This window comes from Kitasatospora sp. MAP5-34 (genome assembly GCF_029894335.1).
Lineage (GTDB): Bacteria > Actinomycetota > Actinomycetes > Streptomycetales > Streptomycetaceae > Kitasatospora.
This window is the reverse complement of record NZ_JARXZC010000024.1, coordinates 38,319-54,501: the sequence shown is the minus strand read 5'-3', so window position 1 is coordinate 54,501 and position 16,183 is coordinate 38,319. Positions and strand designations below refer to the sequence as shown.

The window sequence follows — 16,183 nt, the reverse complement described above, 5'->3', positions numbered from 1 at the left end:
CTCCGCATCAAGCCCGCTCGCTCTGTGGAGCGAACGGGCTCGGTACGGATCAAGCAGCAGGGCAAGAGGGACTTGAACCCCCAACCGCCGGTTTTGGAGACCGGTGCTCTACCAATTGAGCTATTGCCCTACGGTGCCTCGCGGCTCCGGAGATGTCCCCCAACCTACCGCATCCAGGCCGTTGCGTGGTGTACGCCTCGGACGGAGCCGCAGTTCGGGAGCCATCGAGCAGTGAGTGTACGGGATTCTTACGCGTTTGGTCGAACCTCATTCACCGGAAGCCCACCGGGCCCCCTCCGTCGGCCCACCGTCACCCCCTCACATCGCCACCACGCCGGTACGCATCGTGGACGGCCGAGTACACATGCTGAAACCCCGCGCCCGGCCGTCGCCGACTCTGCGACGATGCAGGTATGAGCGCTTCCACCCCCGCCACCCCCCGTCCAACAGACCGCCGCGTCTCGGCCCGGATCGGCTCGATCGCCGAGTCCGCCACCCTCGCGGTGGACGCCAAGGCCAAGGCCCTGAAGGCGGCCGGCCGCCCCGTGATCGGCTTCGGCGCGGGCGAGCCGGACTTCCCGACCCCGGGCTACATCGTCGAGGCCGCCGTCGCCGCCTGCCGGGACCCGAAGAACCACCGCTACACCCCGGCCGGCGGCCTGCCGGAGCTGAAGGCCGCGATCGCCGCCAAGACGCTGCGCGACTCCGGCTACCAGGTGGACGCCTCGCAGGTGCTGGTGACCAACGGCGGCAAGCAGGCCATCTACGAGGCGTTCGCCTCGATCCTCGACCCGGGCGACGAGGTCATCGTCCCGGCGCCGTACTGGACCACCTACCCGGAGTCGATCCGCCTCGCGGGCGGCGTCCCGGTCGAGGTCGTGGCCGACGAGACCACCGGCTACAAGGTCTCGGTCGAGCAGCTGGAGGCGGCCCGCACCGAGAACACCAAGGTCGTCCTGTTCGTCTCGCCGTCCAACCCGACCGGCGCGGTCTACACCCGGGACGAGGCCGAGGCGATCGGCCGCTGGGCGCTGGAGCACGGCCTCTGGGTGCTGACCGACGAGATCTACGAGCACCTGGTCTACGGCGACGCGACGTTCACCTCGCTGCCCGCCCTGCTGCCCGAGCTGCGCGACAAGTGCATCGTGGTCAACGGCGTGGCGAAGACGTACGCGATGACCGGCTGGCGGGTCGGCTGGCTGATCGCCCCCAAGGACGTGGTGGCCGCCGCGACCAACCTGCAGTCGCACGCCACCTCGAACGTCTCCAACGTGGCCCAGGTCGCCGCGCTGGCCGCCGTCTCGGGTGACCTGGCCGCCGTCGCGGAGATGAAGGAGGCGTTCAACCGCCGCCGCCGCACCATCGTCCGGATGCTCAACGAGATCGAGGGCGTGTTCTGCCCCGAGCCCGAGGGCGCGTTCTACGCCTACCCGTCGGTCAAGGACCTGCTGGGCAAGGAGATCCGGGGCAAGCGCCCGCAGACCTCCGCCGAGCTGGCCACCCTGATCCTGGACGAGGCCGAGGTCGCGGTCGTCCCCGGCGAGGCCTTCGGCACCCCCGGCTACCTGCGCCTCTCGTACGCGCTCGGGGACGCCGACCTGGCCGAGGGCGTCGGCCGGATGCAGAAGCTGCTGGGCGAGGCCCGCGCCTGACGCGCAGCCCGGGACGCACTACCCAGAATGTTGACCGCCCACTTCACCCCTTCGAGGGACTTGAAGTGGGCGGTTCTCTTTTGGGCCCCGGATGCGGCAGGATCAGCGAATGGAACGCCTGCGTGATGTCCGGGACCTTCCCAAGGCCCATCTGCACCTGCACTTCACCGGTTCGATGCGGCCCGCCACCCTGCTGGAGCTGGCCGAGAAACACCGGGTCCGCCTGCCCGAGGCGCTCAGCTCCGGCGAGCCCCAGCACCTCGACGCCACCGACGAGCGCGGCTGGTTCCGCTTCCAGCGGCTGTACGACACCGCGCGGTCCGTCCTGCGCGACGAGCAGGACATCCGCCGCCTGGTCCGGGAGACCGCCGAGGACGAGCGGCGGGACGGCTCCCGCTGGCTGGAGATCCAGGTCGACCCGACCTCGTACGCGCCCCGGCTGGGCGGGCTGATCCCGGCGCTGGAGCTGATCCTGGACGCGGTCCGGGAGGCTTCGGTGGCCACCGGCGTCGGCATCCGGGTGCTGGTCGCCGCGAACCGGATGAAGTCCCCGATGGACGCCCGCACGCTGGCCCGGCTGGCCGTCCGCTACACCGACCAGGGCGTGGTGGGCTTCGGCCTGTCCAACGACGAACGGCGCGGCCTGGCCCGCGACTTCGACCGGGCCTTCGAGATCGCCCGCAAGGGCGGGCTGCTGTCCGCCCCGCACGGCGGCGAACTGGCCGGCCCCGAGTCCGTCCGGGACTGCCTGGACGACCTGGGCGCCGGACGGATCGGCCACGGCGTACGGGCGGCGGAGGACCCCCGGCTGATGCAGCGGCTCGCGGACCGCCAGATCACCTGCGAGGTCTGCCCGTCCTCCAACGTCTCGCTCGGCGTCTACGAGAGCGCCGGCGAGGTCCCGCTCCGGACGCTGTTCGAAGCGGGCGTACCGCTCGCCCTGGGCGCCGACGACCCGCTGCTGTTCGGCTCCCGGCTGGCCGACCAGTACGAACTGGCCCGCACCGTCCACGGCTTCACCGACCCCGAACTCGCGGAACTGGCCCGGCAGTCGGTACGCGGCTCACGGGCACCGGAGGACGTCCGGAAGGTGCTGCTGTCCGACATCGACGCCTGGCTCACCCAGCCCTGAACTCCGGTACTCCGGTACTCCAGCAGGACTAGAGCTGGACGCCCACCGTGACCGGCTCGTTGACCAGCTCGACGCCGAACGCGGCGTGCACCCCGTCCCGGATCTCCCGGGCCAGGGCGAGCAGGTCGGCGGTGGTCGCGCCGCCCCGGTTGGTGAGGGCCAGGGTGTGCTTGGTGGAGAGGGTCGCCGGGCCGGAGCCGTAGCCCTTCTCGAAGCCCGCCTGGTCGATCAGCCAGGCGGCCGACGTCTTGGTGGAACCGTCCGGGCCGGGGTAGGCGGGGGCCGTCCGGCCGTCCAGCCTGGTCAGGAAGGCGGCGTACTGGTCGGGCGTCAGGATCGGGTTGGTGAAGAACGAGCCCGCCGACCAGGTGTCGTGGTCCGCCGGGTCCAGCACCATGCCCTTGCCCGCGCGCAGCCGCAGCACCGTCGCGTACGCGTCCCGCAGGTCCACCCGCTGGTCGGCCGCGACGCCGAGGGTCCTGGCGACCTCGGCGTACTTCACGGGGGACGACTGCCCGCCCGCGTCCTCCAGGGCGAACCGCACCCGGAGCACCACGTACCGGTCCGGCGCGGCCTTGAAACGGCTGTACCGGTAGCTGAAGGCGCACTCGTCGTTGGTCAGCGTGACGGTCTCGCGGGTCTCGCGGTCGTAGGCGACCACGTCCGTGATCGTGCCGGAGACCTCCTGCCCGTACGCACCGACGTTCTGCACCGGGGTGGCCCCGGCCGAGCCGGGGATGCCCGCCAGGAACTCGATCCCGGCCAGGCCCTGGTCCACCGCGCGACTCACCGCGTCCGCCCAGACCTCGCCGGCCGCCAGCTCCAGCGTGCTGCCGTCCAGGTCGAAGCCGGTGGTGGCGATCCGCAGGACCGTGCCGTCGAAGCCCGCGTCGCCGATCACCAGGTTGGAGCCGCCACCGATCACCAGCAGCGGCTCACCCGCCTCGTCCGCCGCACGGACGGCGGCGACCACCTCGGCGTCCGTGGTGGCCGTCACCAAGCGGCGGGCCGGGCCGCCGAGGCGGAGCGTGGTCAGCTGGGCGAGGGGGGCGTTTTCGAGTACCTGCACGCCCCCACGGTATATGGGTCGCGGTACACCAGGGCGCGGGCCTCTGCTCGGTCGACCGCGTGCGCGTAGCGGGAGGCAGCTGCTCGCTGTCTCCCCCAGCCTTCGGCCGGGGGGACCCCCACCGCGCACCGCGCTGCCTCACCCGACAGGTTCGAGCACCTTGCCCGCATCGGCGGAAGCGGCTGCGGCCCTGCGGCGCCGAGGGATCAGGAACGCGCACACCGCGCCCGCCAGGACCGCCGCCGCGCCCACGTACAGCGCCGGGACCAGGCCGTCGGTGAAGCTCCGGTGCGAGCCGTAGCCGCCGTTCGAGGAGAAGACCGTGGAGAGCACGGCCACCCCGAGCGCCCCGCCGAGCTCACGCATCGCGTTGTTGGCGCCGGAGGCGATGCCCTGTTCGTGCGGGGCGACACTCGCCATCACCAGGCTGGCGGTGGGCGCGAAGTAGAGCGCCATCCCGATGCCGCAGATGATCAGAGTGGGGACCTGGGCGGTGTAGGAGGTGGTGTGGTTCGCGATCACCGCGAACATCGCCAGGCCGATCCCCTGCATGGTCAGACCGGCCACCACGATGCCACGGCCGCCGATCCGGTCCGAGAGGATGCCCGCGATCGGGGCGACGATCAGCGGCATCGCCGTCCACGGCAGCATCCGCACGCCCGCCTCGGTCGGGGTGGCACCGAGGACGCCCTGCAGGTACTGGCTGATCAGGAAGATCGAGCCGAACATCCCGAGGAACATCAGCAGGCTGGCGGCGTTCACCGCCGAGAACGCCCGGCTGCGGAACAGCCGCATCGGCAGCATCGGCTGCGCGGCGCGGAGTTCGTACCGGACGAAGGCGACCAGCAGGACGCCGCCCGCTATCAGGCCGGTGAGCACCGGGGTGCTGGTCCAACCGTCGGCGTTGCCCCGGATCAGGCCGAAGACGATGCCGAACAGGCCTGAGCTGACCAGCGCGGTGCCGGGGAGGTCGAGGCGCGGGTCGGCGGCGCGGCTCTCGGTGAGCCGCAGGAAGGCGAGCGGGAGCAGCAGCAGGCCGACCGGGACGTTCAGCCAGAAGATCCACTGCCAGGAGAGGTGCTGGGTGAGCGCGCCACCGATCAGCGGTCCGGTCGCGACGGCCAGCCCGTTGACGCCGGACCAGATCCCGAACGCCAGGCCGCGCCTGGCGGCGGGCACCGCCGCCGTGAGCAGCGTCAGGGTGAGCGGCATCATCACGGCCGCACCGGCGCCCTGGACGGCCCGCGCGCCGATCAGGACGCCGAGCCCCGGCGCGAGCGCGGCGGCGGCGGAACCTGCGGTGAAGACCGCCAGCCCGCCGAGGAAGAGCCGACGACGGCCGAACCGGTCGCCGAGCGCGGCACCGAGCATCAGCAGCACCGCGAAGGTGAGGGTGTAGGCGCTGACCGTCCACTCCAGGTCGGAGAGTCCGCCGCCGAGGTGAGCACGGATCGACGGGAGCGCGGTGGTGACGACGAGGTTGTCGAGCGAGGCCATGAAGCCGGCCACGCTGGTGATCACCAGGGTCCAGACTCCGGTGGAGCCGAGGCCCGGTGTGCTGTTCGCTGTGCTGTCCTGCATGGTGGTGCCCCCTTGCACAGGTAGTTATTGATCAATAACTTTTGTGGGCCAAGGAAAGACCCGCGCGCGGCGGGCCCGCTCGGCGGCCCTACTTCGGCCCTGGTTCGGTGCTCTGTTCGGTCTTCTGTGCGGTCTTCTCCTCAGTCTTGCCCGAGGTCCTGCCTTCGGTCTGCTCGTCGCCGAAACCCGCCCAGACCCGGTGATCCAGCGGGAAGCCCATCGCGACCAGACTGTTGATGAGCATCCCGTAGCCGAAGAACTCGGTCGCCTGACCGTGATCTCCGCCCATCCGGATCCGCACCCGCTCCCACAGCTCGAACCAGGCCCGGCGGACGGCCTCGCCGACCTCCGGATCCCCGGCGGTGTCGGTGTTGGCCGCCGCGACCTGCATCTGCATCTGCATCAGAATCCGGTCCCGGTCCTGGACCAGCTCCATGTAGGCCAGCCCCATGGCCCGTCGGGCATCCTCGCCACTCAGCCCCTCGGACGCCCGGTCGAAGACCTGCCAGACCTCCTCCGTACAGCGCCGGCAAGCCTCGATGAAGATCGCCTGCTTGCTCGGGAAGAGCCGGAAGAGGTACGGCTGCGAGACCCCGACCCGCCGGGCGATGGCCTCGGTGGAGGTGCCGTGGTAGCCGCCCCTGGCAAACTCGGTCACGGCGGCCCGGATGACGCTCTCGCGTCGCTCCTCGGCACTCATTCGCATGCTCGTCCTCGCCATGGTTCCAAGTTAGTAACCAATCACTACCTTCGTCAAGGAGGGTACGCCGAGGGCGGATGGGCGATGCCTGCCAGTCGGGCGGCCGATGGCCGATGGCCGGCGACCGGCGGGCACCGCCCGATTACCGATTGCCGGCGACCGACGGGCACCGCCCAATGACCACCTACCAACAACGGCTGACGGATGACAGAATTCAGATTCTGTCATCCGTCAGCCGTTAATCATCAGCCGCAGCCCCTCAGGCCAGCTGGACGACAGCCCGCGACATCCCGAGCACCTTCTGCCCACCGGTGGTCACCACCAGGTCCACCCGGACCTTCCGGTCCTCCAGCACGGCCCCCACCTTCCCCGTGACCTCGATCATGGCGCCGGCCTCGTCGTTCGGCACTGGCACCGGCCGAGTGAAGCGGACACCGTACTCGACCACCGCGCCCGGGTCGCCGACCCAGTCGGTGACCACGCGGACCGCCTCGGCCATGGTGAACATGCCGTGCGCGATGACGTCGGGCAGGCCGACCTCAAGGGCGAACTTCTCGTTCCAGTGGATCGGGTTGAAGTCGCCGGAGGCACCCGCGTACCGCACCAGCGTGGCGCGCGTCACAGGAAAGGACTGGGCCGGCAGCTCGGTGCCCACCGCAACCTCGTCGAAGCTGATCGCCATGGCTCTACTCCCCCGCCTCGTCGGCGGCCCGGGCCACCAGCGTCATGAAAGACGTCACAACGTGCTCGCCGCTCACGTCGTGCACCTCACCACGGACGGTGAGGACATCGTTGCCCGCCAGCGACTTGATCGCCTCGATGGAGACGGTGACGGCCAGCCGGTCGCCGGCCCGGACGGGACGGGTGTAGCTGAACTTCTGGTCGCCGTGCACCACGCGCGAGAAGTCGAGGCCCAGCTCGGGGTCGTTCACGACCTGGGCGGCGGCACTGTAGGTGATCACGAACGGGAAGGTCGGCGGGGCGATCACGTCGGGGTGGCCCAGCGCCTTGGCGGCGTCGAGGTCGGTGTAGGCCCGGTTGGCATCGCCGATCGCGACGGCGAACTCGCGGATCTTCTCGCGGCCGACCTCGTAGGGCTCGGTGGGCGGGTAGGTCCGTCCGATGAACGAGGGGTCGAGCGGCATGGGCAACTCCTCCTGATGGGTGGTCACGCGGAAACGACTCCGGACCGCACCCCAGTTTCGGGGTGCGGTCCGGAGTCCAGAACCTGTGTCACACAGGCCCGTTGACGCCCCTAGGGGGTCAGCGGGTCTCGCGGTGCGCAGTGTGCGAGTTGCAGCGGGGGCAGTGCTTCTTCATCTCAAGACGGTCCGGGTCGTTACGCCGGTTCTTCTTGGTGATGTAGTTCCGCTCCTTGCACTCCACGCAGGCCAGCGTGATCTTCGGGCGGACATCGGTGGCAGCCACGGGAGTGCCTTCCTGAACAAATGAATAAGAACACGACAAGAGTAGCCGATCGGGAGTTCGACCTCCCGACCGACTACGCGGGGTAGCGGTGACCGGACTTGAACCGGTGACACAGCGATTATGAGCCGCTTGCTCTACCAACTGAGCTACACCGCTTTGATGGCCTTCGCCCGCACCGAGGTGCGGGCTCCGGTCACCAGAGCCCCCATGCGGAATCGAACCGCAGACCTTCTCCTTACCATGGAGACGCTCTACCGACTGAGCTATAGGGGCGAACGAGGAAGAGATTACACGTTTCCCGGCCAGAGGTGAAATCCGTATCCGACACGGAAGATCGCAGGTCCGAACCCCGAACAGACATGCCGATCAAGGACTCCCGTTCGACACCACCTCGGAACACATGGTCCGGCCCGACACGACTCACCACAGCCTCCGAGCACCCCGCCCGGACTCGCCCTAGGCTCGACCACCAGTGATCTTCCGGGCGCCGGGGCACCCCTGGAGCCCCCGGACAGCGAGGAGCCGGCCCGATGACCGCGGACAGCGCACCTGCCGAGGGCCCGCACCACGGCCCGGGACAAGCCCCCAACCCGCTCGGCCACGGGCCGGTACTCCTACTGACCGGTGCCCGGCTCGCCGACGGACGGGTGGTCGACGTCCGGATCAGCGGCGACCGCATCCAGGCCGTCGGCACCGTCGGCAGCCTCGGACCGCTGCCCGCCCTCCCAGGGGCCCCGACCAGCACCACCGGCGCCCGGATCGACCTCGGCGGCTATCTGCTGCTCCCGGCCCCCGCAGAGGCGCACGCCCACCACGACGCCGCCTTCTCGGCCGCGCTGCCCGGCCCACCGCCGGAGACCCAGGGCGACCTGGTTGGCCGGATCACCGAGGCCGCGCTCACCTCGCTCGGGTACGGCGCGACCGCCCAGCGCACCCACGTACGGATCGGGGACGTGCACGGGCTGCGCCGCCTGGAGGCCGTCCTCACGGCCCGGCAGGCGCTGCGCGGGCTGGCTGAGCTGCAGGCGGTCGCGATGCCCCGGCTGCTCACCGGCCTCGCCGGGGCCGACGGCCGAGCCCAGTTGCGCGACGCCCTCAAGCTCGGCGCCGACGCGGCGGGTGGCTGCCCCGATCTCGACCCCGACCCCGTCGGGTACGTCCAGGTGCTGCTGGAGGCCGCCCGTGAGGCGGACTGCGCCGTCGACCTGCACACGTCCGGCGCCGACCCGGCGGCGCTCGCCCGGCTCACCGGCGCGCTGGCGCCGCTGCGCCCGCGCGTCACGCTCGGCCCGTGCAGTTCGCTGGCGCCGGGCGGCGCCACCGTGCTGGCCGCCGCCGGCATCAGAGTGGTCTGCCTGCCCCAGAACGGCTGCTGCACCGGCCTCGAAGGCCCGCCGCCCGGCCTACGGCCTTCGCTGGTACGTGAGTTGACCGACGCCCGGGTGCCGCTCGCAGCGGGCGGCGGAGCCCTGCGCGACCTCTCCAATCCGGCCGGCCGCGCCGACCCGCTGGAGGCGGCGTACCTGCTGGCGTCCGGTGGCGTACTGAGCCCCGACGCCGCGTACGAGACGGTGAGCGGCCAGGCCAGGATCACCCTCGGCCTGCCGCCGGTCCGGATCGACGCGGGTTTCCCCGCCGAGTTGCTCGCCATCCGCGGGGACAGCCTCGCGGGCGCGCTGGCGGGCGGTCACAGCAGGCTGGTGGTGCACAGCGGACGGATCGTCAGCCGCACCAGCGCGGTCCGGGAGTTCGCCGACACCGTGGCCCTCGCCCTGCCCCGCCAGGGCGGTCCCGGCTGCGCCGGGGCGTGATCCGGCCTCTCTGCTCCGGCTGCTCCGACAACCTCAGCTGTACTCCTTCAGGCGCGGCCGGACACCCAGGACGGTCAGTGCCAGGGCTGCCGCGAGGATGAGACCGCCCGTCACCTCCACGCCGGTGCCGAGGTCGCTGTCGGCGGCCGAGACGGCTCCGTCGAAGGCCTTCTGGTTGATCCCCAGGACATCCCCGAAGGCGTCGGACAGGTGACCGAAATCGGCGTTGGACTGGCCCGGCCCGGTGCCGGTGTCGAGCGTGACGGCGTCCTTGAGCTTGCCCTGCGCCTGCAGCTCGCGGATGTTGTGGTCGTCCGCCTGGTACTTCTGGAAGGCCGCCAGCACCCGCTCGGCAGCAGCCTGCTCGCCGGGGAAGGTGATGTTGCGCAGTTCGGTGCCGAGGAAGCCGCCGAACCCGACGGTCGACTGGTTGTCGTAGTGCTGGTCGGCGAGCTGGGTGAGGGCCGGGTTGTAGCCGTCCAGGGTGACGCCGTCGATGTGGACGATGGACTGGGTCTTCTCGAAGTAGCTCTGCTCGTACGTCGCGGCCCGGCTCGGGTCGATCAGGTAGCGGCTCTCGTCGGCGTTGCTGTCGTACGCCACCGCGCGGGCCCGGCTGAGGGCGATCACCGAGTCGTACGCGCTGACCTTGGCGGTCACCAGGTGCCGGTCGGCGCCGGAGGCGAGGCCGAGGCCGGCCGCCAGGGCGAGGACGGCGAGCAGGGTGCCCGCCGCCAGCGGCAGGCTGACGCGGCGGCGGAAGCGGATCGCGAGGGTGCGCTGGAGGGCGGCGAGCGCGCCGAGGGCCAGGACGCCGGTGCCGAGCATCCACCACCAGCCGGCGCCGAGGTCGCCGCGCTGGGTGGCGTAGACGCGGTCGACGGTGGCGGCGTTGGCGGCGGTCACCTGGTCGGCGGCGGGCAGCAGCTTGCCCCGCAGCAGGTCGGTGGCCTGCCGGTAGGTGTCCAGGGCGGCCTGGGAGGGCTTGCCCGCCGGGGCGGTGGCCTGGTCCTCCAGCAGCTGGGCGCGGGCCTCCAGGGCCTCGTAGTCGCCGAGGTCGCCGAGGACGGTCTGTACGGCGTGCTGCCCGGCCGGGTCGGCGGCGGCCGCCACAGCGGCCTGCTGGAGGTCGGCGTCGGCCTGGGCGCGGCGGTCCTGGTAGGTGGTCAGGGTCTGGGTGCGCAGGGTCGCGTAGTCCGGATCGGCGCCGATCAGCAGCAGGTTGGCCGCCTGAGCGTCCATGTCGCTGAGGGCGAAGTAGAGGTCGGCGGCCCGGACGGCCTGCGGGGCGCTCCGGTGGCCGATGGTGTTGATGCCGTCCCGGGCCCCGCCGAGCACGGTGGCGGCGACGGCGGCGACGGTCAGCAACGAGACGAGACAGAGCGCGCCGAGGCCCCGGACCAGGCGCGGGGTGTGCCACCAGGCGCGCGTCAGCGCGGCCGGGCGGCGGCTGGGCGTGGGACGGGGCGTGGGACGGGGACTGGGGGCGCGCGGCGCGGATCTCTGACCGGGGCTGTGCGCCCCGGGCTCCCCCGCCGGGGCTTGCTGCCCCGATATGGCTGCTCTCGATGCCCCTGCTGCCATCGCCGCGCGTCCCTCCCCGTCACCTGGCCGACCGTCCTTCGGTGAAGAACGTCGCCGGCGTGGTGGTACCGGCTCGTTTCCCCCACGGAACTGAGTCGGTCCCCCGGGAACTGAAGGTAGGCGCCCGGAGACCACGGCGTGCGCTCCCTGACGCGCCTTTGGCGCTCCGGGCTTCAGTCTTAACGAGTTCTTGACGCCGGATCGGCCGGATCGGCCACGCCCGGACGCCGGGGGCCCTGGACAGCGTGCTGTCCAGGGCCCCCGGCCACCGCTGCGTCAGGCGTTCTCGGGGGCCGGGATCTTGTCGCGCTCCGACCTGATGCTCGGCTCGCCACGCCGGACGGCGCCCGGGGCGCGGCGGGACGGGTGGTCGGCGCGGCCGGCCGAGCTGAGCTGCCAGGGCACGCTGATCACCATCACACCGGGGGTGAAGAGCAGCCGGCTCTTCAGCCAGAGCGCGGACTGGTTGTGCAGCAGGTGCTCCCACCAGCGGCCGACCACGTACTCCGGGATGAAGACCGCGACGGCGTCGCGCGGGCTGTTCCGGCGGATCGAGCGGACGTACGCCACGACCGGCTTGGTGATCTCCCGGTACGGGGAGTCCAACACCTTCAGCGGGACCTGGACGTCGTGTTCGGTCCACTGCGTCCGCAGCTCGTCGGTGGCGTCCTTCTCGACCGCGACGCTCACCGCCTCCAGCTCGTCCGGGCGGAAGGCCTGGGCGTAGCCGAGGGCGCGCAGGGTCGGCTTGTGGAGCTTGGAGACCAGGACGATGCCGTGCACCCGGGACGGGCGTACCGAGTCGGCGTCGGCGTCCTCGACGGCCAGTTCCTCGGCCACCGCGTCGTAGTGGCGGCGGATGCCGCGCATCATCGTCCAGAGGACGACGGCCGCGACCACCGCGAGCCAGGCGCCCTGGGTGAACTTGGTGATCAGGACGATCACCAGGACGAGCGCCGTGACGAACGCGCCGAAGCCGTTGATCACCCGGGAGCGCTGCGCGGCGCTCCGTACCGCCTGGTCGGTCTCGCTCGCCAGGGCGCGGTTCCAGTGCTTCACCATCCCGATCTGGGAGAGCGTGAAGGAGGTGAAAACGCCCAGGATGTACAGGTGGATCAGGCTGGTGACGTCCGCGCCGTACAGCCAGAGCAGCCCGGCGGCGACCACCGCGAGGGCGATGATGCCGTTGGAGAACGCCAGCCGGTCACCCCGGGTGTGCATCTGCCGGGGCAGGTAGCGGTGCTCGGCGAGGATCGAGGCGAGCAGCGGGAAGCCGTTGAACGCCGTGTTCGCCGCCAGGATCAGGACCAGCGCGGTCACGGCCTGGATGAAGTAGAAGAGGATGCTGTGGTCCCCGCCGAAGATGGCGGACGCCAGCTGGGCGATCACCGTCGGCTGGGCGAAGTTGGCGCAGTCGGCGCCGATGCCGGTGAGCCGGCAGGCGTTGTCGACGTAGTGGACCTTGGCGATCAGCGACAGCGCCGTGATGCCGACGAACATCACCACGGCGGCGATGCCCATCACCGACATCGTGGACGCGGCGTTCCGCGACTTCGGGGCGCGGAAGGCCGGCACACCGTTGGAGATCGCCTCGACGCCGGTCAGCGCCGTACAGCCGGAGGCGAAGGCGCGCAGACCCAGCATCAGCAGCCCGAGCCCGGCGAGCGAGTCCTTGCCGTCCACCGGGACCAGCCCGTATCCGGCGCTGGACGCCACCGGCGCGTGCCCGAAGACCACCCGGATCAGCCCGGTGCCCACCATCAGCAGGATGCCGCCGATGAAGAGGTAGGTCGGCGCGGCGAAGGCCTTGCCGGACTCGCGCACGCCGCGCAGGTTCATCGCGGCCAGCAGCAGCACGAACAGCACTGCCATCGCCACCCGGTAGCCGGCGATGCCGGGGAAGGCGGAGATGATGTTGTCGACACCGGAGGCGACGGAGACCGCGACGGTCATCACGTAGTCGACCAGCAGTGAGGCGGCCACCACCAGGCCCGAGTTCGCCCCGAGGTTCCTCGACACCACCTCGTACGAGCCGCCCCCGCTGGGGTAGGCGTGCACCACCTGGCGGTACGACATCACCACGACCGCCATCAGCGCGACGACACCGGCCGCGACCCACGGGGTCAGGTAGAGGAACGCGGTGCCACCGACGGTGAGCACCAGCAGGATCTCCTGGGTGGCGTAGGCCACCGAGGAGAGCGGGTCGGAAGCGAAGATCGGCAGGGCAAGCCGCTTGGGCAGCAGCGTCTCGCCCAGCTCTTCGCTGCGCATGGCCCTACCGATGACTAGGCGCTTGAGCGCCTGGGGGACGTTGAACACATGAGCGAGCGTAAGCCGACGCGCCGTCGGGGCTGCTGGGCCCTTCCGGCGCGTGGCGAGCTCTCGATCTGCCCATTAGGCGCAATGTCTTCGCAGGCCAGGGGCAGTGGAGCACAGATCGGACACCTTCCCGGCACGGCTGCCCCAGCCAGCTAAGAGGCCGTAAAGATGTCGACCTGTTACCGGTCGGCAGGGTCAATAGTTACCTGTTCCTCCGTCGTCCAGCAGGAATCTCTGCTAGTGGGCCCACGTCCGGTCCGCGCTACATCCGCATCCGGAGCCGACAGACCACCACGTCGGTGTGGCGGCGCAGTGCGCGGTCGATGACGGCGCCGCGCTGGTTCTGCAGGGCGCGCTGCCAGAGCCTGGCCGGTTCGACCTCCGCGATCAGGACGGTGATGCGGTCGTACGCGTGCTCGGTGCCCAGCTGATTGGCGAAGTTCGCCAGCGGCGCGCCGACCCGGCGGTGGGCGTCCGGGATCTCGATCAACCGGACCCCGGGCTGCCAGAGCTCCCAGTCGCGGCGCAGCGCCTCGGCGGCCTGCCGGTCCTCGGCGTCGGGCGCGGTGTGGACGACAGTGACGGCGAGCACCTCGTCGCCCATCGAGACGGCGGCGGAGAGCGCGTCCCGGGTGAGCCGCGAGATCACGCTGACGGGCACGATGACCAGCGAACGCTGCCGGGTGACCGCGCCCGGGATCCGGCCGAGCTCCATCCGGGTGCCGATCTTCCCGTACGCGCGGTGGATCAGCTCGAACAGCAGTACCAGCAGCGGCAGCGCGAGGCAGATGCCCCACGCCCCCTCGGTGAACTTGGTGCCGGTGGTGACGATGGTGGCGATGCCGGTCAGCAGCGCGCCGAAGCCGTTCAGCAGCGCCTTGCCGCGCCAGCCCTCGCAGCGCTCGCGGCGCCAGTGCTTGACCATGCCGACCTGGCAGATGGTGAAGCCGACGAAGACCCCGATCGCGAACAGCGGCACCAGGCTGTTCACGTCCCCGCCGGAGCCGACCAGCAGCGCGGCCGAGACGATCGAGAGGAACAGCACCCCGTGCCGGTGCACCTGGTGGTCGGCGCGCAGCGCGAACACGTGCGGCAGGTGGTTGTCGCGGGCCAGCAGGCGCAGCAGCATCGGCAGGCCGCCGAAGGAGGTGTTCGCGGCGAGGCCGAGCAGGATCACGGTGGAGAACTGGACGAGGTAGAAGCCGAAGCCGTGCCCGAGCGAGGCGTCCGCCAGCTGCGCCAGCACGGTGACCCCCTCGACCGGCTGCAGGTGGAACCGTCCGATCAGCACGGCCAGCCCGACCAGCATCACGCCGAGCAGCGCGCCGAGCGCGACCTCGGTGTGCTGGGCGCGCTTCACCCGGGGCGTACGGAAGGACGGGACGGCGTTCGCCACGGCTTCCACGCCGGTGAGCGCCGAGCAGCCGGAGGCGAACGCCTTGAGCAGCAGCAGGGCGCCGACGGTCGTCGCGTTGCCCGCCAGCGCGGAGGCGTGCCCGGCGGCGGCCGCCGTGCTCGCGGGGGCGTCCCGGAACAGCCCGACCACGATGATCGCCATGATCGAGAGCACGAACACCGCCGTCGGCACCATGAACCAGCGCGCCGACTCCGCGATACCCCGCAGGTTGATCGCGGTGACCAGGACGAGGACCCCGAGGCAGAGCCAGACCCGCTGGTCGTACAGGCTCGGGACGGCGGAGGTCAGCGCGGCCACCCCGGCCGTCACGGAGACCGCGACGTTCAGGATGTAGTCGATGACCAGCGACGCGGCGGCCGTCAGCGCGGCCCGTCGGCCGAGGTGCGCCTTGGCAACGGCGTACGACCCACCGCCGTCGGGGAAGGCGGAGATCACCTGCCGGTACGAGGCGACCAGCACCGCCAGCAGCACCGCGATGGCGGCGGTGACGGGCAGCGTGAACCCGAGCCCGTAGCCGCCGGCGGCGGCCAGCACCAGGACGATCGACTCCGGCCCGTACGCGACGGAGGCCATGGCGTCGAGCGAGAGGGCGGCCAGACCGCCGAGCGCGGTGAGGTGGTCGCGGCCGTCCTCCGGCGCGCCGACCGTCCCCTCCGTGATCTCGACGGTCCGGTTCGTCGCCGCGTCGGCCGCCTCGTCGGCTGCCTCCCCGGCTCCGGCGGTGTGCGTGGACATGGGGCAGAACCTCCGCTGGTAGGTGCGGTCCGATCCTGCTCCGCGCCGCCAGGGTCGAAGAGCTTCCTGTACGCGTTCCATACGCCTGACCCGGTAGCCCTTACGCCATCCTGACGCTCCCTTGACGCGTAGTGGGAGTCAGTGGAATTCATCCGGATGCCGGATCCGATCGGGGATCCGACCGACGCGCCGCCGCGTCCGACCGGCGTCGGCACTGCGAAAGTCGGAGCGGGGACGGCAGCAGAGGAATGGGGAAACATGAAACAGCGGACATTCGGCGCCCTGGTGAGCTCGGCCGTACTGGTACCGGTACTGGTGCTGACGGGCTGCGGGTCGTCGTCCGGCAGCACCGGCTCCACCAGCTCCACCAGCTCCACCAGCTCCACCAGCTCCACCAGCTCCACCAGCACTGTCGGCCTCGACGAGCGCGCGAACAACACCACGGTCAGGGTCGAGGCCGGGGCCACCGTCAGGATCGATCTGCACAGCACCTACTGGTCCGCCGTCACCAGCTCGGCGCCGGAGCTGGTCGAGCCGGTCGGCACGCCGACGTCAGTGGCGACCGCTACCAGCCCCGCCTGCCGACCGGGCAGTGGTTGCGGGACGGTCAGCACGACCTTCCTGGCCCGCCGCGCCGGGTCCGCCCGGCTGACCGCGACGCGCACCACCTGCGGCGAGGCCCTGCTCTGCACGCCCGACCAGCGGACCTTCACCGTCACCGTGCAGGTCGCGAACGGCGGCTGACGGGGTGGCGG

At 71.3% G+C, this 16,183-nt stretch carries 13 protein-coding genes and 3 tRNA genes; 4 read left to right on the top strand and 12 right to left on the bottom strand.

All coding sequences use genetic code 11. The features are described 5' to 3' along the window. Positions 1-57: 57 nt before the first annotated feature. Positions 58-130: transfer RNA gene (locus P3T29_RS20170), tRNA-Trp, on the bottom strand. A 283-nt stretch (positions 131-413) separates the two neighbouring features. On the opposite strand from P3T29_RS20170, the gene P3T29_RS20165 reads away from it, so the two are divergent. Continuing rightward, positions 414-1,652 carry a pyridoxal phosphate-dependent aminotransferase gene (locus P3T29_RS20165; protein WP_280717918.1) on the top strand — a complete coding sequence of 413 codons (1,239 nt, stop codon included), beginning with the start codon at positions 414-416 and terminating at the stop codon, positions 1,650-1,652. A 109-nt stretch (positions 1,653-1,761) separates the two neighbouring features. Then, complete coding sequence (locus P3T29_RS20160; RefSeq protein WP_280717917.1) at positions 1,762-2,784, top strand: adenosine deaminase; 1,023 nt, start codon at positions 1,762-1,764, stop codon at positions 2,782-2,784. A gap of 28 nt (positions 2,785-2,812) precedes the next feature. Here P3T29_RS20160 and P3T29_RS20155 read toward each other — a convergent pair whose 3' ends face one another. From P3T29_RS20155 to P3T29_RS20120, 8 genes are all read right to left on the bottom strand, one after another. Next, positions 2,813-3,853, bottom strand: a complete 1,041-nt coding sequence (locus P3T29_RS20155; RefSeq protein WP_280717916.1) for a UDP-N-acetylmuramate dehydrogenase — start codon at positions 3,851-3,853, stop codon at positions 2,813-2,815. 138 nt (positions 3,854-3,991) lie between these two features. Then, a complete protein-coding gene (locus tag P3T29_RS20150) occupies positions 3,992-5,434 on the bottom strand; it encodes a DHA2 family efflux MFS transporter permease subunit (RefSeq protein ID WP_280717915.1) in 1,443 nt (480 codons plus the stop codon). Positions 5,435-5,522: 88 nt separating this feature from the next. Next, complete coding sequence (locus tag P3T29_RS20145) at positions 5,523-6,140, bottom strand: TetR/AcrR family transcriptional regulator (protein ID WP_280717963.1); 618 nt, start codon at positions 6,138-6,140, stop codon at positions 5,523-5,525. Positions 6,141-6,393: 253 nt separating this feature from the next. Further along, positions 6,394-6,816 (bottom strand): MaoC family dehydratase, encoded by a 423-nt coding sequence (locus tag P3T29_RS20140; RefSeq protein WP_280717914.1) that lies wholly within the window; start codon positions 6,814-6,816, stop codon positions 6,394-6,396. Positions 6,817-6,820: 4 nt separating this feature from the next. Then, entirely contained in the window at positions 6,821-7,279 is a 459-nt protein-coding gene (locus tag P3T29_RS20135) for a MaoC family dehydratase N-terminal domain-containing protein (protein WP_280717962.1), read from the bottom strand. 118 nt (positions 7,280-7,397) lie between these two features. Next, the gene (gene rpmG / locus P3T29_RS20130; RefSeq protein ID WP_006604855.1) at positions 7,398-7,562 is read right to left on the bottom strand and encodes a 50S ribosomal protein L33; all 165 of its coding nucleotides are present in this window, start codon (positions 7,560-7,562) and stop codon (positions 7,398-7,400) included. Between the two features lie 83 nt (positions 7,563-7,645). Further along, positions 7,646-7,718, bottom strand: a tRNA-Met gene (locus tag P3T29_RS20125). A 44-nt stretch (positions 7,719-7,762) separates the two neighbouring features. Then, positions 7,763-7,835: transfer RNA gene (locus P3T29_RS20120), tRNA-Thr, on the bottom strand. Between the two features lie 257 nt (positions 7,836-8,092). Between P3T29_RS20120 and P3T29_RS20115 the strand changes: the two genes are divergently transcribed. Then, complete coding sequence (locus tag P3T29_RS20115; RefSeq protein WP_280717913.1) at positions 8,093-9,373, top strand: hydrolase; 1,281 nt, start codon at positions 8,093-8,095, stop codon at positions 9,371-9,373. 33 nt (positions 9,374-9,406) lie between these two features. Here the strand turns inward: P3T29_RS20115 and P3T29_RS20110 are convergent, their stop codons facing one another. From P3T29_RS20110 to P3T29_RS20100, 3 genes are all read right to left on the bottom strand, one after another. Beyond that, positions 9,407-10,741: a hypothetical protein gene (locus P3T29_RS20110; RefSeq protein WP_280717912.1), complete on the bottom strand. Its 1,335-nt coding sequence runs from the start codon at positions 10,739-10,741 to the stop codon at positions 9,407-9,409. Between the two features lie 492 nt (positions 10,742-11,233). After that, the gene (locus P3T29_RS20105; RefSeq protein WP_280717961.1) at positions 11,234-13,228 is read right to left on the bottom strand and encodes an APC family permease; all 1,995 of its coding nucleotides are present in this window, start codon (positions 13,226-13,228) and stop codon (positions 11,234-11,236) included. Between the two features lie 310 nt (positions 13,229-13,538). Then, a complete protein-coding gene (locus P3T29_RS20100) occupies positions 13,539-15,428 on the bottom strand; it encodes an APC family permease (protein WP_280717911.1) in 1,890 nt (629 codons plus the stop codon). A 258-nt stretch (positions 15,429-15,686) separates the two neighbouring features. Here P3T29_RS20100 and P3T29_RS20095 point away from each other — a divergent pair, with 258 nt between their 5' ends. Beyond that, a complete protein-coding gene (locus P3T29_RS20095) occupies positions 15,687-16,172 on the top strand; it encodes a hypothetical protein (protein WP_280717910.1) in 486 nt (161 codons plus the stop codon). Positions 16,173-16,183 lie beyond the last annotated feature (11 nt).